The following is a 21,976-nucleotide window of genomic DNA, read 5'->3' on the forward strand; positions in this document are numbered from 1 at the left end:
ACTTCGGAAGGAGACCTGGGTGATCGAGCTTGAGGGCGTGCCCGAGCTGATCGACCCGGTCATGGTGGCCGCGTTCGAGGGCTGGAACGACGCGGGTGACGCCGCGTCCGGTGCGGTCGCGCACCTGGACCGCGAGTGGAAGGGCGAGGTCTTCGCGGCGCTGGACGCCGAGGACTACTACGACTTCCAGGTCAACCGGCCCACGGTGTGGCTGGACAACGGGGTACGCAAGATCACCTGGCCGACGACGCGGCTGTCGGTGGTCCGCGTGGGCGGTGCGAAGCCGCGCGATCTGGTGCTGGTGCGGGGGATCGAACCGTCCATGCGGTGGCGGTCGTTCTGCAACGAGATCCTGGGCTTCGCCCACGAGCTGGGCGTGGAGATGGTCGTCATCCTGGGCGCGCTGCTGGGCGATACGCCGCACACGCGCCCGGTGCCGGTGAGCGGGGTGACCTCGGACCCGGACCTGGCGCAGCGGCTGGACCTGGAGGAGACCCGCTACGAGGGGCCGACGGGCATCGTCGGCATCCTCCAGGAGGCGTGCACGCACGCGGGCGTGCCGGCGGTCTCGCTGTGGGCGGCGGTGCCGCACTACGTGTCGCAGCCGCCGAACCCGAAGGCGACGCTGGCGCTGCTGAACCGGCTGGAGGATCTGATCGACATCCGGATCCCGCTGGGCGAACTCCCCGAGGACGCCCGGGCGTGGCAGCTGGGCGTGGACCAACTGGCCGCGGAGGACAGCGAGGTGGCCGAGTACGTGCAGACGCTGGAGGAGGCCCGGGACACCGCGGACCTCCCGGAGGCGTCGGGCGAGGCCATCGCCCGCGAGTTCGAGCGGTACCTGCGGCGCCGGGACCCGGCCCCGGAGCCGGGCGCGGCGGACGGCTCGTACTTCCGTGACCCCGCCAGCGGCGGCCGGGCGGCCGGGCCCCGTCCGAGGCCCGAGGAGGGCCCGTCGGCGGCGGAGGACGACCCGTCGAACCCGGACGCGTAGCCGCGTCCGCGGGGTGCACGGGAACGCCGGTGGGGGGGCCCCCCGGGGGGGGGGGCCCCCCCCCGGGGGGGGGGGGGGGGGGCCCCCGGGCCCCCCCGGGGGGGGGCCGGGCGCCCCCCCCGGGGGCGGGCCCGGGGGGGGGGCGGCCCCCCCCCCCCCCCCCCCGGGCGGGCCGGCGGGGGGGGGGGGGGCGGGGCCGGGGGGGGGGGCCCCCCGGGGGGGGGGGCCCCCCCACCGGCGTTCTGGCGTTCAGGAACCCGTGGCCCCCGTAGCTGCTAGAGCGCGACGCCCAGGAGGGCGTCCACCGTGCGGGAGACCAGGCCCGGGGCCGACTCGTCCGTGCCGCCCTCGGAGTTCTGGCGGTCGGCCCAGCGGTCCACCGCCGCCAGGGCGGCCGGGGCGTCGAGGTCGTGGGCCAGGGCCGTACGGACCTCCTCGACCAGCGCGTCCGCGGACGGGCCGTCCGGACGGGACACCGCCGCGCGCCAGCGGTCGAGGCGGGCGACCGCCTGGGCGAGGACCTCGTCGGTCCACTCCCAGTCGGCGCGGTAGTGGTGCGAGAGCAGCGCGAGGCGGATCGCGACCGGGTCCACGCCCGAGCGGCGCAGCGCCGAGACGAAGACCAGGTTGCCCTTGGACTTCGACATCTTCTCGCCGTGCAGGGCCACCATGCCGGCGTGCACGTAGGCCTTGGCCATCGGGAACTCGCCCGTCAGCACCTGTGCGTGCGAGGCGCCCATCTCGTGGTGCGGGAAGGCCAGGTCGGAGCCGCCGCCCTGGATGTCGAAGCCCATGCCCAGGTGATCCAGGGCGATCGCCACGCACTCGATGTGCCAGCCCGGCCGGCCGCGGCCCAGCGAGGCGCCGTCCCAGCTCGGCTCGCCCGGCCGCGCGGCCATCCACAGCATCGGGTCGAGCGGGTTCTTCTTGCCCGGACGGTCCGGGTCGCCGCCCCGCTCGGCGGACAGATGCCGCATCGCCTCGGCGTCCAGCCCGGAGACCGCGCCGAAGTGCGCGTCGGACTCCACCGAGAAGTAGATGTCGCCGTCCAGCTCGTACGCCGCGCCGGCGTCGCGCAGCCGCTCGACCAGCGGCACGATGCCGGGTATGGCCTCGACGGCGCCGATGTAGTGCTGCGGCGGCAGCATCCGCAGGGCGGTCATGTCCTCGCGGAAGAGGGTGGTCTCGCGTTCGGCGAGCTCGGTCCAGTCGTGGCCGTCCCGCAGCGCCCGCTCCAGGAGCGGATCGTCGACGTCCGTGACGTTCTGGACGTAGTGGACCTGCCGCTTGGTGTCGAGCCACACGCGCTGCACGAGGTCGAACGCGTTGTAGGTCGCCGCGTGACCCATGTGGGTCGCGTCGTACGGGGTGATGCCGCAGACGTAGATACGGGCGACGGGACCGGGGTCGAGGGTGACCAGACCGCCGGTCGCGGTGTCGTGGATCTGGAGGTCGCGGCCCTTGCCGGGCAGGGCGGGGACCTCAGAAGCGGGCCAGGCATGCATGTGTCGAGCCTAACCGGACGGATGTTCCGTAAACGAACCGGACCAGCACTGTTGTCCTGATCGGCGCTCTTGCGATCCGCCCGGCCGTGTGCATGGGGCCCCGCCGCAGCTCAGACGGGTGGCCAGGGGATCGCCGGCCACTGGCCGGAGGGCTGCGGGTGCACTCCGGTGCGCAGGAGTACGGCCACCCGGTCCCGTACGGCGTCGAGCTCGGCCGGCGTGATCAGTTCGGCCAGCCGGGTGGCCAGCGGCCGGCCCTCGGCCAGCTGTCCGGCCAGCCGGCCCAGCACCTCGCGGGCCTCGTCGGTCAGCGGCTCCCCCGCCCAGCCCCACAGCAGGGTCCGCAGCTTGTCCTCGGCGTGGAAGGTGACGCCGTGGTCGATGCCGTAGAGCCGGCCGCCGGGCGCGGGCAGCAGGTGGCCGCCCTTGCGGTCACCGTTGTTGATCACCGCGTCCAGGACGGCGAGCCGGCGCAGCCGCTCGTCGTCGGCGTGCACCAGCAGCGCGGTGCGGCCCTCGCCGACCTCGGCGAAGGCGACCGGCCGCCACCCCTCCCCCGCCTCCTCGCCCTCGACGAGCGCGAGCAGGGACTGCTCCGGCTCCTCCTCGTCGGAGGTGATCCAGTGCTGGACCATGCCCTCGCCGTACGGGCCGTCGCGCAGCACGGTGGCGGGCACCAGGCCCCAGCCGGTGGCCTCGGAGACCAGGTAGGCGGCGCGCTCGCGCTGCGCGAGGGTGCCGTCGGGGAAGTCCCACAGCGGCCGCTCGCCCTTGACCGGCTTGTACACGCACTCCACGGCGGCGCCGTCGAGGGTGGCGGTGCACAGCAGGACGGCGTTGGAGGCCTCGCGGATCCGGCCGCGGACGGTGAGCTCCCCCTGGGTGAGGAGCTCCTCGATGGAGGTGGAGGTCACGGCGGTCACACCTGACGCCGGTAACCGTTCTGGCGCGGACACACATGTCCTTCCGGGTCCAGGGGCAGGCTGCACAGCGGGCACGGCGGCCGGCCGGCGTTGACGACGTCCAGAGCGCGCTTGGCGAAGGCGCGGGCCTGCGCCCCGGTCAGCCGGACCCGCAGCATCGGCGGGCCGTTCTCCTCGTCCTGGAGCAGGCGTTCCTCGGCCTCGGCGAGGTCCTCCTCGGAGTCCGCGTCGAGCTCGACGAGCGCCTGCGCCTCGACGATCATGCGCTGTTCCTCGCCGTCCCAGGCCAGCGCCATGGTGCCGACGCGGAACTCCTCGTCGACGGGTACGTCCAGCGGGGCGGTGTCGGCGGCCTCGGCGGGGGCGACGGCGGGCACCGGGGCGTTGCCCCCGGTGCGCCGGACGACCTCGTCGAGGAGCTCCTCCATCCGCTCGGCGAGGGCCGCGACCTGGGTCTTCTCCAGGGACACGCTGGTGACCCGGGGGCCGGAGGAGGCCTGGAGGAAGAACGTACGCCGTCCAGGCAGACCGACCGTGCCGGCCACGAAGCGGTCCGGCGGGTCGTAGAGGAACACCTGACGGGGCACGTCCAGTCTCCAAGTCTCGGCGGCAGGGGCGGGGCTGCGCACGTGGGTCGGTCAGTCCACCCTACTGCGCCCTGCGATCACGCCGCGCCCGCGCCGCCGCCCACGACGGCGTTCCCGCCGTCTTCGATGGCTTTGTCCGCCGCGGCGGCGGTGTCGGCCCGGGGCGGGGCGAGGGTGGCGAAGTCCCCCGTGTCACCCAGGCGCAGCAGGAAGGGGCGGGTGGGGGTGTAGCGGATGGCGGTGACGGAGCAGGGGTCGACGTGGATGCGCTGGAAGAGGTCCAGGTGCATGCCGAGGGCGTCCGCGACAAGGGACTTGATGATGTCGCCGTGCGAGCACATCAGGTAGACGGCGTCGTCGCCGTGCTCGCGCGCGATCCGCCCGTTCCACTCGTGTACGGCGTCCACGGCGCGCGCCTGCATGGCGCGCATGGACTCGCCGCCGGGGAACGCGGCTCCGGACGGGTGCTGCTGGACGATCTTCATCAGGGGTTCGTCGGCGAGTTCGGAGAGTTTGCGGCCCGACCAGTCGCCGTAGTGGCACTCGCCGATCCGCTCGTCGGTGTGCACCGCCAGCCCGGGCCGGGCGGCCAGCAGTGGTTCGAGGGTCTGCCGACAGCGTTCGAGCGGGCTGGTGACGGCGGCGGCCAGCGGCAGCCCGGCGAGCCGTCCCGGGAGCGCGGCGGCCTGCTCGGCCCCGCGCTCGTCCAGGGTGACGCCGGGCGTCCACCCGGCGAGGAGTCCCGCGGTGTTGGCGGTGGACCGCCCGTGTCGTACGAGGATCAGCGTGGCCATGGCGCCCAGCGTAGGCCAGGGCCCCGCGCGGCGGGGGCCCGCGGCCGTGCCGGTGTACGGGTGGGGGCGGGGCAGGGGAGAATGCCCCGCGTGATTGTGGACTGCGCGATTTACAAGGACGGCCGGCGCACGCAGGGGCCGGAGGACTTCTCCGACGCCCTGGACGAGGCACGGGCGAGCGGTGACGCCTTCCTGTGGGTCGGCATGCACGAGCCGACGGAGAAGGAATTCGAGCACGTCAGCGAGGAGTTCGGGCTGCACCCGCTGGCCGTCGAGGACGCGCTGACCGCGCACCAGCGGCCGAAGCTGGAGGTCTACGACGACTCGATGTTCGTCGTCCTGAAGCCGGTCGTGTACGACGACGACCTGGACACGGTGACCACCGGCGAGCTGATGGTCTTCATCGGCGACTCGTTCGTGGTCACCGTCCGGCACGGCGAGGGCGGCGCGCTGGCCGCCGTACGCAGCCGGCTGGAAAGGGAGCCGGAGGTGCTGCGGCACGGTCCGACGGCGGTGCTGTACGCGGTGTCCGACGCGGTGGTGGACCACTACATCGAGGTGGCGGCGGAGCTCCAGGCGGACCTGGAGGAGCTGGAGGCGGAGGTGTTCGCGCCGAACGCCACCGACAGCAAGAGCGTCGCGTCGCGGATCTACGGCTTCAAGCGGCAGGTGCTGGAGTTCCGCCGGGCGACCAGCCCGCTGCTGGTGCCGATGAACCGGCTCGCGTTCGGGTCGCTGCCGTTCGTGGACGATCACGCGCGGCCGTTCTTCCGGGACGTCGCCGACCACCTGACCAAGGCGAACGAGTACATCGAGGGCCTGGACCGGCTGTTGTCGGACGCGCTGGCGGCGCATCTGGCGCAGATGGGCGTGCGGCAGAACGACGACATGCGCAAGATCTCGGCGTGGGCGGCGATGGCGGCCGTGCCGACGATGGTGGCGGGGATCTACGGCATGAACTTCGACCACATGTGGGAACTGCGCCAGCCCTGGGGCTACCCGGTGGTGGTGCTGCTGATGGTCGGGGTGTGCCTGGGCCTGCACCGGATGTTCAAGCACCGCGGCTGGCTGTAGCCGGCCGGAGTCCGGGGCGGGTGTCCGGTGTCCGGGGCCGGTGTCGGGCATCCGGGGCGCGCGTCCGGCGTCCGCCCGGCCTCAGGCGAACTCGGGGGCGGTGGTCGCCAGCCCGCCCAGGGCGTTGCGCCGCTCGGGCATCTCCAGGCTCACCATCCGGTGCCAGCCGGCGAGGCGCTCGTACGCGTACATGCCGCGGATCCCGGTGGCCAGCGCCGCCGACTTGGCCCCCGGCCAGCGCAGCAGCCGGCCCATGTGGGCCATGACCGCCAGGCTCACGTCCCGGTAGATGGCGATCTCGGCGAGCGCGCTCTCGCGCAGCACCGCGGCGATGGCGCGGCCGTGGCCCGCCCGGTTCAGGCGCAGCAACTCCTCGTGGCAGTAGGCGAGGTGGTTGTCCTCGTCGTTGCTGATCATGCGGATGGCCTTGCCGAGCTCGGGATGGTCCCCGAAGTGCGTGACCAGCATGTCCATCTGGTCGGCGGCGCGCTGCTCGGTGACGCGGCTGTGGGCGAGGTAGACCACGATGTCCCGCTCGGTCAGCGGGTCGCCGCGGCGCAGCTTGGCGTGCGACAGGCCGATGCCGCGCCGCTCCAGCAGCATCGTGTAGTCGGTCTCGGGCGGCACGGGTACGGGCGGCAGGCCGCGCCTGCGCAGCAGGGCGTTGAAGATCCGGCCGTGCTTGTCCTCGTCGGCGCCGTGCCGGGTGATCTTCGGTGCCATGTCGCGCATGCCGTCCGGCACCAGAGCGGCGATCCGGGCGTTCTCCCAGCCGCCCTGGGTCTCGCCGCTGGCGGCGATGGAGCAGAACAGCTGGAAGGAGTCGTCGTTGTCGACGATCTCCTGGAACAGGCTGCGGGCAGAGAGCATGGGCCACCTCCGGACGTCGTACGGACCCACTCAAATCCGGATCGAGGAGGGCGGCAACCCGATGAGTCGTACGACTCGGCCGAATGCGGGACGCGAAGGCGTGCGCGCGGGCGCGTAACCCGGCGGGTGCCGCGCGCGTTGTTGACTGTGCCGGCCGTGGCGGGGAAGACCCCCGAGCCCCCACCACGGCCGCAGACGTGTCCGGGGCGGTCAGGGGGTGTCCGCCCCTGATCCGCCGGACACCCCCCTACGCGAGGCCGGCCAGTTCCAGGGCCTCGGTGCCGGCCCGCAGGGCGGCGAGGCGCTCGTCCAGGGTGAACCCGGCCGGGGCGAGCGTGAGGGTGGTGACCCCGGCCTCGGCGTAGGCCTTCATCCCGTCGGCGATCCGCTCCACGGAACCCAGCAGGGCGGTGGAGTCGATCAGCGAGTGCGGGACCGCGGCCGCCGCGCCCTGCTTGTCGCCGGCCAGGTACTTGTCCTGGATCTCGGCGGCCTCCTTCTCGTAGCCCATGCGGCAGGCGAGCTGGTTGTAGAAGTTCTGCTTGCGGCTGCCCATGCCGCCGACGTACAGCGCGGTGTACGGGCGGAACATGTCGGCGAGCGCGCTCACGTCGTCGCCCAGCGCCAGCGGCACGGTCGGGCAGACGTCGAAGCCGTCCATCGTCAGGCCCGCCTTCTCGCGGCCCGCGCGGATGTGGGTGAGCGCGGTCGCCTCCAGGTGCTCGGCGGCCGGGAAGATCAGCAGCGCGCCGTCGGCGATCTCGCCGGTCTGCTCCAGGTTCTTGGGGCCGATGGCGGCGATGTAGAGCGGGATGTGCGGCCGGGTGGGGTGCACGGTCAGCTTCAGCGGCTTGCCCGGGCCGCCGGGCAGCGGCAGGGTCCAGTGCTCGCCTTCGTGGGTCAGGCGCTCGCGGCTCATGGCCTTGCGGACGATCTCGACGTACTCGCGGGTGCGGGCGAGCGGCTTGTCGAACTTCACGCCGTACCAGCCCTCGGAGACCTGCGGGCCGGAGACGCCCAGGCCCAGGCGGAAGCGGCCGCCGGAGAGCGAGTCGAGGGTGGCGGCGGTCATGGCCGTCATGGCCGGCTGGCGGGCCGGGATCTGCAGGATGGCGGAGCCCACGTCGATGCGCTCGGTCTGGGCGGCGACCCAGGAGAGCACGGTGGGCGCGTCCGAGCCGTACGCCTCGGCGGCCCAGCAGACGTCGTAGCCGAGCCGGTCGGCCTCCTGGGCGACGGCGAGGTTGTCGGCGTCCATGCCCGCGCCCCAGTAGCCGAGATTGATGCCGAGCCGCATGTTCGTCCCCTTGCGTGTACTGGTCAGTAACGTCGGTATGCGGGGGACTGTAGCGCGCCAGGGTCCCATCCGTCAGCGCCCCAGTAGTCTCAGCGCTCATGGAGCAGAGGCATCTCGGCCGCACCGGCCTGCGCGTGTCCCGGATCGGCCTCGGCACCCTGACCTGGGGCCGGGACACCGGGGAGGAGGCCGCGGCCGGACTGTTGAAGACCTTCTGGGAGGCCGGCGGCACGCTGGTGGACACGGCGGACGTGTACGGGGGCGGCGAGGCGGAGTACCTGCTCGGGCGGCTGGTCGGCGGCCTGGTCCCGCGGCGGGACCTGGTGCTGGCGACCAAGGCGGGCAGCGTGCGCGATCCCGACCGGCGGGTGGACGGCTCGCGGGGGTACCTGCTGGCGGCGCTGGACGCCTCGCTGGCGCGGCTGGGCACGGACTACGTGGACCTGTGGCAGGTCCACGCCTTCGATCCGGCGACCCCGCTGGAGGAGACCCTGCAGGCCCTGGACATCGCGGTCGGCAGCGGGCGGGCGCGGTACGCGGGGGTGGCGGGGTTCTGCGGCTGGCAGTTGGCGAAGGCGGCGACGTGGCAGCTGGCGGCGCCGGGCGTACGGACCCGGCTGGCCGCCACGCAGATGGAGTACTCGCTGCTCCAGCGGGGCGTGGAACGGGAGGTGCTGCCCGCCGCACTGGACCTGGGCGTGGGGCTGCTCCCGTCGTCGCCCCTGGGGCGCGGGGTGCTGACGGGCAAGTACCGCGACGGCACCCCGGCGGACTCGCGGGCCGCGTCGGAACGGATGGCGGGCTTCGTCGACCCGTACCTGGACGAGGCGGCGGGCCGGATCGTCGACGCGGTCGTCACGGCGGCCCACGGCCTGGCGGTGACCCCGCTCCAGGTGGCCCTGGCCTGGCTGCGCGACCGTCCGGGCGTGGCCGCGCCGGTGGTCGGCGCGCGGACGTCGGCGCAGCTCAGCGAGGCGCTGTCGGTGGAGGCCCTTAGTCTTCCGGAGGAGATCTGCCAGGCGCTGGACGACGTATCGGCGCCCGTGCACCGCTACCCCGACCAGGACTGGAGCACCCTGTGAGCACGGACCGCACGGACGCGACGCCCGCGACGGCGGACACCCCACCCCCGACCGGCGACGCCGCGCGTGCGCCCGGGGAGGCCGAGGCCTCCGACGCCACGCGTGCGCCCGGGAAGGCCGACGGCAACGGGACCCCGGGTCCACGGTCCGAGGACACCACGCCCGGGCCCGGCACCGGCGACCGGTCGGGCCCCGACACCGCCACCGACGCGACCGACGGGGCAGCGGAGGCCGGCGGTGGCGAGGCGGCGGAGGCCGGCGACGCGTCGGCTGCCGACGACGGCGCGGCGGGCGGTGGCGACGCGGCGGACAGCGACGCGGCTGTTGGCAACGGCACGGCGGACGGGGACGACGCGGCTGGCGGTGACGAAACGGCGGCCGGGGGTACCGGTACGGACGGCGGCGGGCTCAGTGAGGCCGAGGCCGAACTGGCCGCGCAGAAGGTGGAGCGGGAGCGGATCGCGCGGCGCAAGGCCGAGCGGACCGCGCCGATCGAGGCGGGCGCCAAGCTCAGCGGCCGGGCCGCCGACCTGCTGGCCGCCGTACGGGCCGTCGAGAGCGGCGAGAAGCCCTCGGTGTACTTCGACGAGGCCACGGCCGCGCCCGCCCGCCGGGCAGCCGCCGCCCCGGCTCCCGCGCGTCCCGTTCCCACCACCCCCGCCCCCGGACCCGCCGCCCCGGCCGCCGGGACCGTCGACGCGGTACGAGCCGTCCTGACCCGCGGCGGAGCCCCCGAGGCGCTGGCCGTCCGCGCCGCCGAGACCCTCGGTGAGGGCGCGGCGGCGGAGCTCGCGGACGACCCCTGGCGGCTGCTGGCCGTCAGCGGCGTGCGGCCCGCCCAGGCCGACGGGTTCGCCCGGGCCCTGCTCGGCGCCGGGGCCGGCCCGGCCGACGGGCGCCGCACCACCGCGCTCGTCGGCTGGCTGCTGGCCCAGGCCGCCCTCAAGGGCCACACCGCGCTGGAGGCCCCGGTCCTGCACGGCGCGCTCGCGCAGTACGCCGTACCCGACCCCGAGGAGGCCCTCGAACAGGCCATCGGTGACGGCACGGTGCTGGTCTTCCCGGAGCCCGTCGGCGACCCCGTCCCCGAGGGCGAGGAGCAGCCCGTACGCCTGCTGGTCGGTCTGGAGGGCGCCGCGCTGGCCGAGGAGAGCCTGGCCGACGGGCTGGCCCGGCTGGTCAACACCTTCGACGCGGAGGCCGCCGACGACGACCCCGCCGCATGGGCGAAGGCGGCCGACGCGGCCCCGACCCGGTCCGCCGCCGAACTCGTCCGTGCCGCGGCCGCCCACGGCCTGGTCACCCACACCGGCGGCGAGGCCGCCCGCGCCGAGCCCCTGGCCCTGCTCGCGGCCGCCCGCGACCTGGGCCTGCGCGCCTGGCTGGCCACCCACACCGCGGCCGGCCGCGACCGGCTGGCCGCGGGCCACGGCGGCCCGGACGGCTTCGCCACCGTCGCCGGGCTGCTGGCCGGCACCGAGGGTCCGGGGCGCGACGGCGAGGGCCAGTTCCCGCTCGACCTGCTCCTCGTCCTCGACGCGCCGCAGCTCGACGTCGAGACCGCCGCCGCGCTCGTCGAAGCGGTACCGGACGGGGCCCGGCTGGTGCTGTCCGGGGACCCCGCGGTGCTCGGATCCGCCGGCCCCGGGCGGGTGTTCGCCGACGTGCTCGCCGCCCGCGCCTGCCCGCAGCTCGTCTCCCGGACGCCCGACCCCGGCCCGATCGGCGAGCTGGTCTCCGGCGTGGGCATCGGCGAGCTCCACCAGGTGGAGGCCCCCGGCAAGGAGGTCGTCATCGTCCCGGTGCGCGACGCCGGCGAGGCCGTGCACCGCACGGTGCAGCTGGTCTCCGAGTCCGTGCCGCGCGCCTTCGGCCTCCCGCCCGAAGGCGTACAGGTGATCACGCCCGGCCACGGCGGGGCCGCCGGCACCCGCGCGCTGAACGCCGCGCTCAAGGAGCGCCTCAACCCCGGCCCCGGCCGGTTCGGCGGGTTCGACCCGGAGGACCGGATCGTCTACGTGCCCGCCCCCGGCCGCACGCTGCCGGGCCGGGTCGTCTCGGCCGACGCCGACGGGCTGCACCTCGCCTGCGCCGGAGCCCCGGGCGGGCGGGTCGTCGTACCGAAGGACCGGGTGGAGCAGGCCGTACGGCACGGCTGGGCCGTGACCGCCCACCAGGCCGTCGGCAGCCGCTGGCCCGCCGCGGTCGTGGTGCTGCCGGGCGACGCGGCGGACGTGCTGTCGCGGGACTGGGTCTACACGGCGTTCGGCCGGGCCGAGCGGCACCTGTCGGTCGTGCACGGCGTGGACCAGGCGCTGCCGCGCGCGGTGGCCGAGGTACTGCCGAGGCCCCGGACCACCCGGCTGACGGGCCTGCTGCGGACGCTGATGGCCGCGGCGGCGGCCGAGGAGGGCGCGCAGCAGTCGTAGCCGGAGCCGACGGCCGCCTGCGGCCCCGCAACGGGGCGCGGGCGGCCACCGGTGCGGACGTCAGCGTTCGGCGGCCAGCTCCAGGCCGTCGTCGTCGTGATCGTGATCGTCGTGGCCGTCGTCGTCGTGACCGTCGTGGTCGTGATGGTCGTCACGGTCGTCGTCGTACGGCTCGTCGTCGAACACGGCGCTGACGTCGAAGCGGTGCAGCACGGTCTCGGGGTCGGCCTGGTCGAAGGGCGCGGCCAGCCACTCCCCCGGTTCCGGGACCTCCTCCAGTGCCGCCACCCAGAGCGTGGAGTCGCCCTCCTCCAGCCCGAACTCCTTGTAGCGCGTGGCGATCTCGTCCGCCTCGTACTCCCCGAAGAGCACCCCGAGCGCGCCCGCGGTGCCTCCGTCGTGGAGGAGATCGGCGTCGCTGTCGTGCGCGGCGACCCGCTCCGCCTGCGCGATCAGCCGCTGCGGTTCCGCGACCGAGTAGTCGCGGCGGATCAGCACGCTGAAGGCGGTGGGCTCGGCCGGTCCGGTGTACGGGACACCGTCCTCGGTGTCCGGGATCTCGAAGGGGATGACCTCGTCGTACGCCTCGTAGAGGAGTTCGTCGTACGCCTCGGCCGACGCGGCGAGCTCGTTGAACGCGGCCTGGACGGCCGGGTCCTTGGCCCCGGAGCGGCTCTCGACCGCCGCCAGGTGACGGTCCAGCGCGGCCTTGACCGCCTCGGCGGCGGCGCGTACCTCGGCAACGGTGGGCAGAGCGGCATCAGACATAGTGCAGACGCTATCCGTAGCGGGCCCGTGCCCGCACAATAGATGCGATGCCGGAATACGAATTTGTCGACGTGTACGTGCCGCGCGGAGTGCCTCGCAAGGAGGCGACCCGCCTGCTGACCGACCATGCCGAGTACGGGAACTGGGAACTGGACCGGCTGACCCTGCTCCGGGACGGCAGTCGCCGTGTGCGGCTGCGCCGCCGGATCATCCGTCAGGTCCGCGCCACCTGGTAGCCGGGGCGGCCGCGGGCCGCTCGACGAACGCGGGCCCCGGTCGTCGGCCGGGGCCCGCGTCATGGGCTGCCGTCAGACGGCGTCGCCGTGCGCCCCGCGGGCGCGCCGGTAGAGCACGGCACCGGCGAGCAGCATCCCGCCGGCGAGCGGGACGGCCACGCCGAGCGCACCGCCGCCCCCGGTCTCGGCGAGCTCCCCGGTCCCGGGTCCGGTCACGGTTCCGGTGCCGGTCCCGGGACCGCCGGGGTGCGTCACGGGCGTCATCGCCCCACCGGTACCGGGGTTGCCCCCGGGACCACCCGGCGTACCGGGCTGCCCGGGGGTGCCGGGGTTGCCCGGCGTACCGGGCGTGCCCGGGTTGCCCGGGTTGCCCGGGTTGCCCGGCGTACCGGGGTTCCCAGGAGTCCCCGGATTTCCAGGGTTGCCGGGGGTACCCGGGTTGCCAGGCGTACCCGGATTGCCGGGGTTACCCGGATGCCCAGGCGTACCGGGGTTGCCCGGGGTACCCGGGTGGCCGGGGTGCCCGGGCTCGCAGTCGTCGGGGTTGCCCGGACCGCCAGGCCCACCAGGCCCGCCCGGCTGCCCCGGCTGACCGGGCTGCCCCGGCTTCGGTGGCTTCGGCGGCTTCGGCTTGCCGCCCCCGCCCCCGCCCCCGTGGTTCCCGCAGTGGTTGCCGAACGCCGGGTTCAGCAGGCCGACCACGTCGACCGTGTTCCCGCACACGTTCACCGGTGCGTTCACCGGGGCCTGGACGGTGTTCCCGGACAGTACGCCCGGAGAGTTCGCGGTCCGTCCGTGGGCCGAGGCCCCGGACCCGCCGTCCGCGTGCGCGTTCGCGTACCCCCCGCCCAGCGCGAGCACTCCGCCCGCCGCCGCCATGGTGATCAGCGTCTTCCTGGCGACCTCTCGTCGCATCACTGAATCTCGCCCCCTGCTCTGCTTTATGTGCGCAACGCCGTCACGACCGACGTCGAAAAGTCGAAAAGATGAAGAAACGCCGAAATACCCGACGGCCCCGGAACGCTGGAGTGCGTTCCGGGGCCCGGGACTTCGCTTGCGTCAGTCGTTGATGCAGACGTTGCCGAACGCCGGGTTCAGCAGGCCGACCACGTTGATCGTGTTGCCGCACACGTTGACGGGGATGTGGATCGGGACCTGGACGACGTTGCCGGAGAGCACGCCGGGGGAACCGACGGCCGCACCCTGGGCGCCGGCGTCGGCGACAGCCAGGCCCGCACCCGCGAGCACCAGACCGCCGGTGGCGGCCGCGGCAGCGACAACCTTCTTGATCATTGTTCCTCCTAGTAGGCAATGCGGTCCCAGCCGCGGACCGCACCACCTGTAACGAGGAGGTCCCACCAGGGCTACGAGCGTATGAGCGCATTCACTCTTCTCAGTGGAAAGCGCACACTTTCCCGATTCCCGGCCGTTAGGCCTCGTCGATGAACCGGTCGAGCACCCGTACACCGAACTTCAGGCCGTCCACCGGAACCCGCTCGTCCACGCCGTGGAACATGCCGGCGAAGTCCAGCTCGGGCGGCAGCTGCAGCGGGGCGAAGCCGAAGCAGCGGATGCCGAGGTCGTCGAAGGACTTGGCGTCCGTACCGCCGGAGAGCATGTACGGAACCGCGCGCGCGATCGGGTCCTCGGCCCCCAGGGCACTCTGCATGGCATCGACCAGACGGCCGTCGAAGTCCGTCTCCAGGGCCTTGTCCCCATGGACGTCCTCGCGCTTGACGCGCGGGCCGAGGATCCGGTCGAGGTCGGCCAGGAACTCCTGCTCGTAGCCCGGCAGGAAGCGGCCGTCCACGTGCGCGGTGGCCTGCCCGGGGATCACGTTGACCTTGTAGCCGGCGCCCAGCATGGTCGGCGCGGCCGAGTTGCGCAGGGTGGCGCCGACCATCTTGGCGATGCCGCCGAGCTTGGCGAGCGTCTCGTCCATGTTGTCCGGGTCCAGCGGCGTGCCGAGCGCGTCGGAGAGCTCGTCGAGGAAGGACCGTACGGTCTTGGTGACCCGTACCGGCCACTGGTGGCGGCCGAGCCGGCCCACCGCCTCGCACAGCTCGGTGATCGCGTTGTCGGTGTTGGTCATGGAGCCGTGGCCCGCGGTGCCCTCGACCGTGAGCCGCATCCAGTGCATGCCCTTCTGGGCGGTCTCGACCAGGTAGAGCCGCAGGTTCTCGTTGACGGTGAAGGAGAAGCCGCCGACCTCGCCGATCGCCTCCGTCACCCCCTCGAACAGCCCGGGGTGCTTGTCCACCAGGTGGCGGGCCCCGTACAACCCGCCCGCCTCCTCGTCGGCGAGGAACGCCAGCACGATGTCGCGGGGCGGCTTGCGGCCGCTGCGCATCCGGTCGCGGACGACCGCCAGGGTCATCGCGTCCATGTCCTTCATGTCGACCGCGCCACGCCCCCACACGCAGCCGTCGGCGATCTCGCCGGAGAACGGGTCGTACGTCCAGTCGGCCGCGTTGGCCGGCACGACGTCCGTGTGGCCGTGGATCAGCAGCGCCGGCCGCGAGGGGTCCTCGCCCTCGATGCGGGCCACCGTCGAGGCCCGGCCCTTGTGCGACTCGAAGATCTGCGGCTCCAGCCCCACCTCGGCGAGCTTCTCGGCGACCCACTCGGCCGCCTTGCGCTCACCGGGACCGGAGTGGTCGCCGTAGTTGCTGGTGTCGATCCGGATGAGGTCACGGCAGAGGTCGACGACCTCGTCCTCGCCGGTGACGGTCCTGCCCGTGCTCGACTCGCTCACGCTGCTTCCTCCCAGTGATCGACTGACCGCTCCCGGCCTTCCCCCCATCCTCGCCCCCGGAACCGGTCTCCCCAAGGGGATACCCGGCCGACGGCCTGCGGACATCCCCGTGATCGGGGCACTCCGAATCCCTGGTAATGTTCTCTTCGTCGGAACGGCCCGCGAGGGACGCGAGACAGACACCTTGTCCGGGTGGCGGAATGGCAGACGCGCTAGCTTGAGGTGCTAGTGCCCTTTATCGGGCGTGGGGGTTCAAGTCCCCCCTCGGACACCACTGAAAACCCCAGTTCACCTGGGGTTTTTCTGTTTCCCCGACGCCGACACCTGCTCGTGGTCCTGGGGCCCGTCTGCGTCGCTCCTCCAGGATCGGGCGCCGCGGGCGCCAGTTGTCAGCGGCGGCACCTACTGTGCGTCCATGAGCGACCACCCACAGAAGCCGATGAAGGCTCAGTGCTCGGCCCGCCCTGAGGCCACGCAGGACGCAGTCTCTCCTGAGGAGCCGGGAGCGGATGTGAAGCCGAAGGGCATCGCGCTCTATCACGACATGCGGGTCGAAGAGGACTTCACCAAGTGCGCCACCCGCCTCTTCTCGATCCTCAAGAAGGCCGCGGCGACGAGCCCCGGTGCTCCGCGCCACCTCTACATCGACATCCAGGGGCACCTCGACGCCGCCGGCGACTACGACGAGGACGCCTCAGAGATCATCCACGACTTCCTGCCGGGATTCCTCGGTCCGTATCTCACGGAGATCGACACACCGCTCTATCGGGCGAGGAACCCCGAACCGCAACGTGAAGACATCCCTGATGTCCTGAACATACGAGACCCCGACCGTGAACACGCCTACGACCACCGCGAGCTGCCCGTACGCAACCGGGACAGCCACCCCGACCGGCGCCGGTCCAGACCACCGGTCCGGGCCATCGCCGACTATCTCGGCCTCGATGAGCCCATCTGCCTGATCTGCTGGCAGGCGCCGGTGGAGAGGGCCCATGTGGTTCCGGCGTCGCTCGGTGGTTCCAACGATGTGCGCAACTTCGCCCTCCTCTGCCCGCGCCACCACCGTGAGGCGCCCGATGTGGCGGACGCCGAGGCGTTCTGGTCCTGGGTCGACTACGCCTGCGAACGCGACGGCCATATGAAGTGGGAGGGCGTGGAGCCTGAAACGCAGGCGATGGCGGAACGCGTCGGCCTCCACATCGAGATGTCCGGGCCGGTGCGGAAGAGCCTGCGCCATTTCGACCGAGTCCGTGATGAACTCGTACGTCACTACGGCTGGTGCCCGGAGGACTTCGCCGGCGGCGACCACTGGGGATCGCTGATGGCAGAGTTCCACACGGTGATGGACGCGGCCACCGGCACTCACTTCAACGTCGTCAAGAAGGCATCCACCGAGGCATGGGCCTTCGAAGTGGCCCGCAGACGCCTGAGAGACGGGGCTGCGGAGCACGAGGCCGGAGACGACCAGCCGGCGGTGTCGAGCCGTCCGTCGGTCGACCTGGCGGAACGGACAGTGCGCAAGTCGCCCGACCACGGTGGCGCGCGGAGCCTGGTCGATGCCGCACGGCGGGCCGACATCGCGATCGAGGCGGCGGCACTCGTGCGCGACCTCATCGGTTCGACGGGGGTTTCGAGTGCCGAGGAGGTACTGCGGGGCATCAAAGAGGAGGCGGCGGACCGCACCGCGCAGTTCGAGCGGCTGGCCGATGAGTTGATGGGGAACACGGTCTGTCGGTACTGCGGCCACGCCATAGCCCGGATCGGGGACGCTCCCTGGCGCCACAGTGCTGCGCCACCGATGTCCCGCGGCTGCCGCGCGGCCAGTTTCGACCGGGACGGCACCTGGGACGATTCCCTCGATCGCACGTGGAAGGCGAGTCCGCCGAAGACGTATCGGTGAGCGGCCCGCAGACGTCAACAGGGCTGCGGTGGCCCGTGTCCCGTCGATGAACCGCATTGTTGGCACCTCACTGATCCGGCTAGCCTGCCCCTCGCATGCGAACGGCCGAGTGGGGGGAGAGGGCCACCATGCCCATCAGACCGCAGTACCGACGGGTGTCCGCGTTACAGCGGCAGTTCTTCAACCGCGAGGGCCTGCTCCTGGCCTACGACGAGGAGCTGCGCGCCGTGGGCGGCGGCCCCCGGATCCTGAACGTGGTCGGCATCGGCGGAATCGGCAAGTCCCGGCTGCTCCAGGAATTACGCAACCGCACCCCCGACGAGTGCCGGACGGCCCGCCTCGATCTGCAGCTGCCGACGATGCGGCAGCAGGAGGACGCGCTCGCCGTGCTGCGTATGGAGTTCGGCGCCCAGGGCGTGCAGTTCGACCGCTTCGACATCGCGTACGCGGTGCTGTGGCAGCGCGTGCACCCGCAGCTGCAGCTGAACCCGAAGAACACCCCTTTCGCCGAGGAGAGCGACATCCTCTCCAAGATCCTCGACGATGCCATGGGCCTGCCGGTCTTCGGCACGGCGGCCGGGCTGGTGCGGCTGACGGGGCGCGCCGTCAAGAACCGGCAGCGCCGCCAGCGGATCGAGGCCGATCCCACGCTGCAGGAACTCGACAGTCTCAGCAATGCCGAGCTGGGGCACGCCGTCTCGTACCTCTTCGCGCAGGAACTCCGGGCTTCGGCGGCGGAACGCCCCTACGTCGTCTACGTGGATGCCTACGAGGCGCTCGTGCCCACCCCCCTGCCCGGCGGCCGCACGTACGGATCCGACGCCTGGCTGCGTGACCTGCTGGGCCAGCTCGAGGGGGGCCTGACGGTCCTGGCCAGCCGCGAGGCGCTGCGGTGGGCGGCGTACGACCGCGACTGGGAGTCGGTGATCCGTCGGGAGGACGTCGACGGCCTCCCCATGGCGGCCAGGCTGGAGCTGCTGGCCCAGGCCGGGATCACGGAGATTCCGCGGCAGCGGTCGATCGCCGAAGCCAGCGAGGGAGTCCCCTTCTACCTGCACCTCGCGGTCGACACCCATGTGCAGAACCCGAACCGCCCGGAGCCCGCGGGCACCTCGGAGGAGATCGTCCAGCGGTTCCTCCAGCACGTCGCCCCGGACGAGGTGCGGATCCTCGAGTTGCTCAGTACGGCCCGGACCTTCGACTTCGGAGTGTTCCAGGCCATCGGCCGGGCCTTCGACCTGCCCGCCAACCTGCTCGTCTGGGAATCGCTCACCGCCTATTCGTTCGCCTATCCGCTGCCCGAGGGCTGGTACCGGCTGCACCAGCTCATGATCCGGGCACTGCAGTCGCACCTCTCCCCCGCCGTCCAGAAGCATGTCCACAGCACGCTGCGGACCCACTGGGAGGACGTGGCGGACCGGATGGAGCGCGGTACGTGGCGCACCTCCGGCCTGGCCCGCCTCTCACCACTGCGCGAGGCGGTCTACCACGGGCTGCACGCCATGGACATCACGCCGGAGCAGATCCAGCGGCACGCCGACCGGGCCGTCGGCTCGAGCGGCAGGCAGGCCGTCGACGGCATGGTGAAGGACCTTCGTGATCATCTCGCGGCGCGAGGGACCGGCCCGGCCGCCGGTGGTGGTGTGCACGACGAGACTGCCACCGGGCTGCACGACGTGGCGGACTGCCTCGACGCGGAGTCGAAACTGGAGCTCGGCGACACGGCCGGCGCCATCTGCCTCACCCCACGGCTGCACCGACCCGTGCGGTCCCTCGTTTCGGCACGGCTGGCGCTGGCCGGTGCCAACGCCCGGCGTATCGCCGGGGAGAGCGGCCTCGCCGCGTCGATCTTCGAGCGGGTCTGGGGGGAGCACGAGGGCGAGGCCCGCTCTGCGGCCGGGTACTGCGTCGCGGACATCCGTATGTGGCAGGGCGACTTCGGAGGGGCGTTCGCCCTGGCCGAGGAGGTGCAGGCGATCTGTCCGCCGCAGGACCGGGTGATCCGTGGGGATCTCAAGCGGCTGATGCACCTCGGTCACCGTTTTCTGATGGACTTCGACAGTTCGTCCTGCCTGCTCGCCGAGGCGGAAGCCGAGTACCGGGCCGACAACGCCGTCGTCGGCCTGGCCAACATCCGGACGAACCGGGCCGAGCTCTACGCGTTCACCGACCCGGAGGCGGCCGTGGGTGCGGCCTCCTCCGCCCTGGAGATCCAGCGCGATCTCGGAGCCCAGCACGAGATCGGCAAGGCGTACACGGCCATGGCCATGGCCCAGACCCGACTGGGCCAGTACGACCGGGCCGCGTCCTCGTTCCTCAACGCCAACGCCGCCCTCGACCGCGCGGGCTACCGTTCGGGGCGGGCCCGGGCGGACATGTTCCGGGCGTTCCTGATGTTCCGCCGGGGAGAGCGGCCGGCGGCGGAAGAGCTGCTGCTCCACGCCGCGAGGGAGTTCGAGGCGTGCCAGGTTTATCCCTCCCTGATCCTGGCGATCCATCGTGCCGCCGAGCGGATCGGGCCGGGGGAACCCGAGCTGGCGGCAGCGGCGGCTCGGGCGCTTCCCGCCATTCGGCCGCTCGGCTCGCTCGGCGGCCTGCAACAGCGGACGGACTCCGTCCTGTCGATGTTCCTCGAGGAGACCGTGTGAACTGGCTGGAGCTCTACGAGCAGGCACTGCAGTCCCGCGAGGCCGCGGCCGGCTACTACAACCGCAACGTCGGTCTGCCGACGGCCGAGGGGAAGGTCAACGTCCGCATTCCCATCCCGGCCGCGGACACCATGGACGTACGCGTGTGGCACGAGGAGGACGTGCTGGCCTGCGTCCGGCCGTACGTCGCCCAGGCTCCGGAGCTGCGCCACGCCTCGCCGGATCCCCGGTTCCAGGTCCACCACTTCATCGAGGGGCGGGTCCTCGACACCTTCTCTCCCCGGGGCTGCGCGGTTCCCGCGCACGTGATCGACGACGTGGTGGGCGTGATGGACCAGCTGGCCGGCATCCCCCGCGAGAAGGCTCCTCCGCTGCCCGCCGACTGGCCCCACTCGGGCGACAGCGGCGGATTCGGCCGGCGGCTCGCGGCGCTGACGCAGCAGGTCTACGACACCCACCGGGGGGAGTACGCCGCCGTCTTCGAGGATTTCGGCATCCCGCCCGAGCCCCTCGCCGTCCTGGAACCGTACTGGGACGGGCTGACCGCGCGGCCCTTCACCGTCCTGCACTCCGACCTCCACCGCAAGAACATGATCGTCTCCGGCGGGCTGACATGGTTCCTGGACTGGGAGCTGGCTCTATGGGGCGACCCGGTGTACGAGATCGGCATCCACTTCCACAAGATGGACTATCCCGCGGAGCAGCGGGCCGAGGTCTTGAGGCAGTGGCTCGCCCGGCTTCCCGCGTCCTGCACGGCTGGGGCGGTGGCGGACCTCGACCAGTATCTGGCACACGAGCGCGTGAAGTCCGCGATCGTCGACACCGTTCGCTATGCGAAGCAGCTCGTCGGCGCCGACCGGGCCACGCATGAGTTCCTCACCGGCCGGCTGGCACGCAAGCTCAACGCCGCTCGCGCGGTGTGGGGCCTGGTCCCCGACATGACCCAGGTACGCGTTGCTCAAACCCTGGCGCCGTGGGTAGGGGGACCGTCATGGACGCCCTAGCTCTGTACGAAGAGGCCTGCAGGCACGAGAGCGCGCTGACCGGGTTCTACAACCGCAACGTCCGCGTGGAGGCCGAGTCGGGACCGGTACTGGTGCGGACCCCCGGCCCCCTCACCGAGCAGATGGACCTCACGATCTGGCCCGAGGCCGCGGTCCTCGAAGCGATCCGCCCGTACGTCTCCCAGGCCCCGGGGCTGATCCACGCCAGCACGGACCCCGGGTTCCAGATCCACGCGTTCATCGAGGGCCGCCGGGTCGACGAGATCGCGGCTGAAGGCACACCACTGCCTGCCGTGGTCCTCGACGGGGTCGAACGGTTCTTCGGTGACATGTTGCGCGTTCCACCCTCCGCTCTTCCCGCGGTGCCGCCCGACTGGCCCGACGACGCGGACACGAAGGCGTTCGCCCTGCGCCTGCTGGCATTCGTCAGGGAGGTGCGCAACCGTGCGGATGAGGCTCTCGACGCGTTGTACGACGAGCTGGGCGTACCGGCGGACCCTTGTGGCCCCCTGGAGGAGCGGGCCGTGCGCGAACTCACCGGCCGGCCTTTCCGGCTCCTGCATGCCGACATCCACTACAAGAACATGATCCTCACTCAGCGGGGTGAGGTCGCGTTCCTCGACTGGGAGCTCGCCCTGTGGGGCGATCCGGTGTACGACCTGGCCGACCATCTGCACAAGACTCCGTACGCGGCGGCGGACCGCAGCGCGGTGCTGGCGGGCTGGGAACGCGCGGCCCCCGCCGAGTGCCGCACGGCCTGGCGGGCGGATCTCGAGTTCTACCTCGCCTACGAGGCGATGAAGTCCGCGGTGGTGGACACGGTCCGCTGGGGGCGTCGGATCGCTCAGGCGCCCGGCGCCCGTGAGCGCCTGGCGCTGGCCGAGGAGCTGCGGGCCAAGCTCGTCACGGCGAGCCCGCACTGGGGCGGCGGGGCGGCACCCTGCGCGGAGAAGATCGAAGGGGCCGCTGGGCGCTGGCTCGGCTCGGCGTCGGTCGGGTGATGGCTGGTCGCGGGCGCGTCGCCGTACCTCCATGAGAGCGAAGCGGCCGCGGTTCGGGCCGGGGTGTGGGCATCATGGCCCCGTGGATGGTGGACGGGGGGACCGGGTG

The 21,976-nt window shown here is 72.8% G+C and carries 19 protein-coding genes, 1 tRNA gene and 1 pseudogene; 10 read left to right on the plus strand and 11 right to left on the minus strand.

Annotated elements, in window-relative coordinates:
• The first annotated feature begins 19 nt into the window (after positions 1-19).
• Entirely contained in the window at positions 20-994 is a 975-nt protein-coding gene (locus ACZ6KO_RS23555) for a PAC2 family protein (protein ID WP_469305964.1), read from the plus strand.
• 275 nt (positions 995-1,269) lie between these two features.
• Here ACZ6KO_RS23555 and mshC read toward each other — a convergent pair whose 3' ends face one another.
• The 4 genes from mshC to ACZ6KO_RS23575 all read right to left on the minus strand — a co-directional run bounded on the left by mshC (position 1,270) and on the right by ACZ6KO_RS23575 (position 4,803).
• Positions 1,270-2,499 (minus strand): cysteine--1-D-myo-inosityl 2-amino-2-deoxy-alpha-D-glucopyranoside ligase, encoded by a 1,230-nt coding sequence (gene mshC / locus ACZ6KO_RS23560; RefSeq protein WP_469305965.1) that lies wholly within the window; start codon positions 2,497-2,499, stop codon positions 1,270-1,272.
• Between the two features lie 110 nt (positions 2,500-2,609).
• Complete coding sequence (locus ACZ6KO_RS23565; RefSeq protein ID WP_469305966.1) at positions 2,610-3,455, minus strand: SCO1664 family protein; 846 nt, start codon at positions 3,453-3,455, stop codon at positions 2,610-2,612.
• Positions 3,419-4,009: a DUF3090 domain-containing protein gene (locus tag ACZ6KO_RS23570; RefSeq protein ID WP_469305967.1), complete on the minus strand. Its 591-nt coding sequence runs from the start codon at positions 4,007-4,009 to the stop codon at positions 3,419-3,421. Before ACZ6KO_RS23570 ends, ACZ6KO_RS23565 begins: the two co-directional genes overlap by 37 nt.
• Before the next feature lie 77 nt (positions 4,010-4,086).
• Positions 4,087-4,803 (minus strand): histidine phosphatase family protein, encoded by a 717-nt coding sequence (locus tag ACZ6KO_RS23575; RefSeq protein WP_469305968.1) that lies wholly within the window; start codon positions 4,801-4,803, stop codon positions 4,087-4,089.
• A gap of 81 nt (positions 4,804-4,884) precedes the next feature.
• Between ACZ6KO_RS23575 and ACZ6KO_RS23580 the strand changes: the two genes are divergently transcribed.
• Positions 4,885-5,877: a magnesium and cobalt transport protein CorA gene (locus ACZ6KO_RS23580; protein WP_469305969.1), complete on the plus strand. Its 993-nt coding sequence runs from the start codon at positions 4,885-4,887 to the stop codon at positions 5,875-5,877.
• Positions 5,878-5,958: 81 nt separating this feature from the next.
• On the opposite strand, the gene ACZ6KO_RS23585 is transcribed toward ACZ6KO_RS23580, so the two are convergent.
• Together ACZ6KO_RS23585 and ACZ6KO_RS23590 are read right to left on the minus strand one after the other, a co-directional pair.
• Positions 5,959-6,747, minus strand: coding sequence for a ferritin-like domain-containing protein (locus tag ACZ6KO_RS23585; protein WP_469305970.1), 789 nt, complete (start codon positions 6,745-6,747; stop codon positions 5,959-5,961).
• Positions 6,748-6,994: 247 nt separating this feature from the next.
• Positions 6,995-8,044, minus strand: coding sequence for an LLM class F420-dependent oxidoreductase (locus ACZ6KO_RS23590; protein WP_469305971.1), 1,050 nt, complete (start codon positions 8,042-8,044; stop codon positions 6,995-6,997).
• A gap of 98 nt (positions 8,045-8,142) precedes the next feature.
• Between ACZ6KO_RS23590 and ACZ6KO_RS23595 the strand changes: the two genes are divergently transcribed.
• Together ACZ6KO_RS23595 and ACZ6KO_RS23600 are read left to right on the plus strand one after the other, a co-directional pair.
• Positions 8,143-9,126, plus strand: coding sequence for an aldo/keto reductase (locus tag ACZ6KO_RS23595; RefSeq protein ID WP_401456408.1), 984 nt, complete (start codon positions 8,143-8,145; stop codon positions 9,124-9,126).
• Positions 9,123-11,555 (plus strand): helix-hairpin-helix domain-containing protein, encoded by a 2,433-nt coding sequence (locus tag ACZ6KO_RS23600; RefSeq protein ID WP_469305972.1) that lies wholly within the window; start codon positions 9,123-9,125, stop codon positions 11,553-11,555. Before ACZ6KO_RS23595 ends, ACZ6KO_RS23600 begins: the two co-directional genes overlap by 4 nt.
• Positions 11,556-11,615: 60 nt before the next feature.
• Here ACZ6KO_RS23600 and ACZ6KO_RS23605 read toward each other — a convergent pair whose 3' ends face one another.
• A complete protein-coding gene (locus ACZ6KO_RS23605; protein ID WP_469305973.1) occupies positions 11,616-12,323 on the minus strand; it encodes a hypothetical protein in 708 nt (235 codons plus the stop codon).
• 47 nt (positions 12,324-12,370) lie between these two features.
• On the opposite strand from ACZ6KO_RS23605, the gene ACZ6KO_RS23610 reads away from it, so the two are divergent.
• A complete protein-coding gene (locus ACZ6KO_RS23610; protein WP_030163089.1) occupies positions 12,371-12,559 on the plus strand; it encodes a DUF5703 family protein in 189 nt (62 codons plus the stop codon).
• A gap of 72 nt (positions 12,560-12,631) precedes the next feature.
• Here ACZ6KO_RS23610 and ACZ6KO_RS23615 read toward each other — a convergent pair whose 3' ends face one another.
• From ACZ6KO_RS23615 to ACZ6KO_RS23630, 4 genes and pseudogenes are all read right to left on the minus strand, one after another.
• Positions 12,632-12,823 carry a hypothetical protein gene (locus ACZ6KO_RS23615; protein ID WP_469306091.1) on the minus strand — a complete coding sequence of 64 codons (192 nt, stop codon included), beginning with the start codon at positions 12,821-12,823 and terminating at the stop codon, positions 12,632-12,634.
• Between the two features lie 405 nt (positions 12,824-13,228).
• A pseudogene (locus ACZ6KO_RS23620) lies at positions 13,229-13,474 on the minus strand (chaplin); the annotation flags it as partial.
• A gap of 144 nt (positions 13,475-13,618) precedes the next feature.
• Entirely contained in the window at positions 13,619-13,852 is a 234-nt protein-coding gene (gene chpH, locus ACZ6KO_RS23625) for a chaplin ChpH (protein ID WP_469305974.1), read from the minus strand.
• A gap of 136 nt (positions 13,853-13,988) precedes the next feature.
• On the minus strand, positions 13,989-15,314 hold the full coding sequence (locus tag ACZ6KO_RS23630) for a M20/M25/M40 family metallo-hydrolase (RefSeq protein WP_469305975.1): 1,326 nt from the start codon (positions 15,312-15,314) through the stop codon (positions 13,989-13,991).
• A 186-nt stretch (positions 15,315-15,500) separates the two neighbouring features.
• Here ACZ6KO_RS23630 and ACZ6KO_RS23635 point away from each other — a divergent pair.
• From ACZ6KO_RS23635 to ACZ6KO_RS23655, 5 genes are all read left to right on the plus strand, one after another.
• A tRNA-Leu gene (locus tag ACZ6KO_RS23635) sits at positions 15,501-15,588 on the plus strand.
• Between the two features lie 141 nt (positions 15,589-15,729).
• Positions 15,730-17,214, plus strand: a complete 1,485-nt coding sequence (locus tag ACZ6KO_RS23640) for an HNH endonuclease (RefSeq protein ID WP_469305976.1) — start codon at positions 15,730-15,732, stop codon at positions 17,212-17,214.
• Positions 17,215-17,342: 128 nt separating this feature from the next.
• On the plus strand, positions 17,343-19,862 hold the full coding sequence (locus ACZ6KO_RS23645) for a hypothetical protein (protein WP_469305977.1): 2,520 nt from the start codon (positions 17,343-17,345) through the stop codon (positions 19,860-19,862).
• A complete protein-coding gene (locus tag ACZ6KO_RS23650; protein WP_469305978.1) occupies positions 19,859-20,866 on the plus strand; it encodes a phosphotransferase family protein in 1,008 nt (335 codons plus the stop codon). Before ACZ6KO_RS23645 ends, ACZ6KO_RS23650 begins: the two co-directional genes overlap by 4 nt.
• Positions 20,854-21,867, plus strand: coding sequence for an aminoglycoside phosphotransferase family protein (locus ACZ6KO_RS23655; RefSeq protein WP_469305979.1), 1,014 nt, complete (start codon positions 20,854-20,856; stop codon positions 21,865-21,867). Before ACZ6KO_RS23650 ends, ACZ6KO_RS23655 begins: the two co-directional genes overlap by 13 nt.
• Positions 21,868-21,976 lie beyond the last annotated feature (109 nt).

The sequence above is a fragment of the Streptomyces sp. NPDC042102 genome, assembly GCF_055582305.1.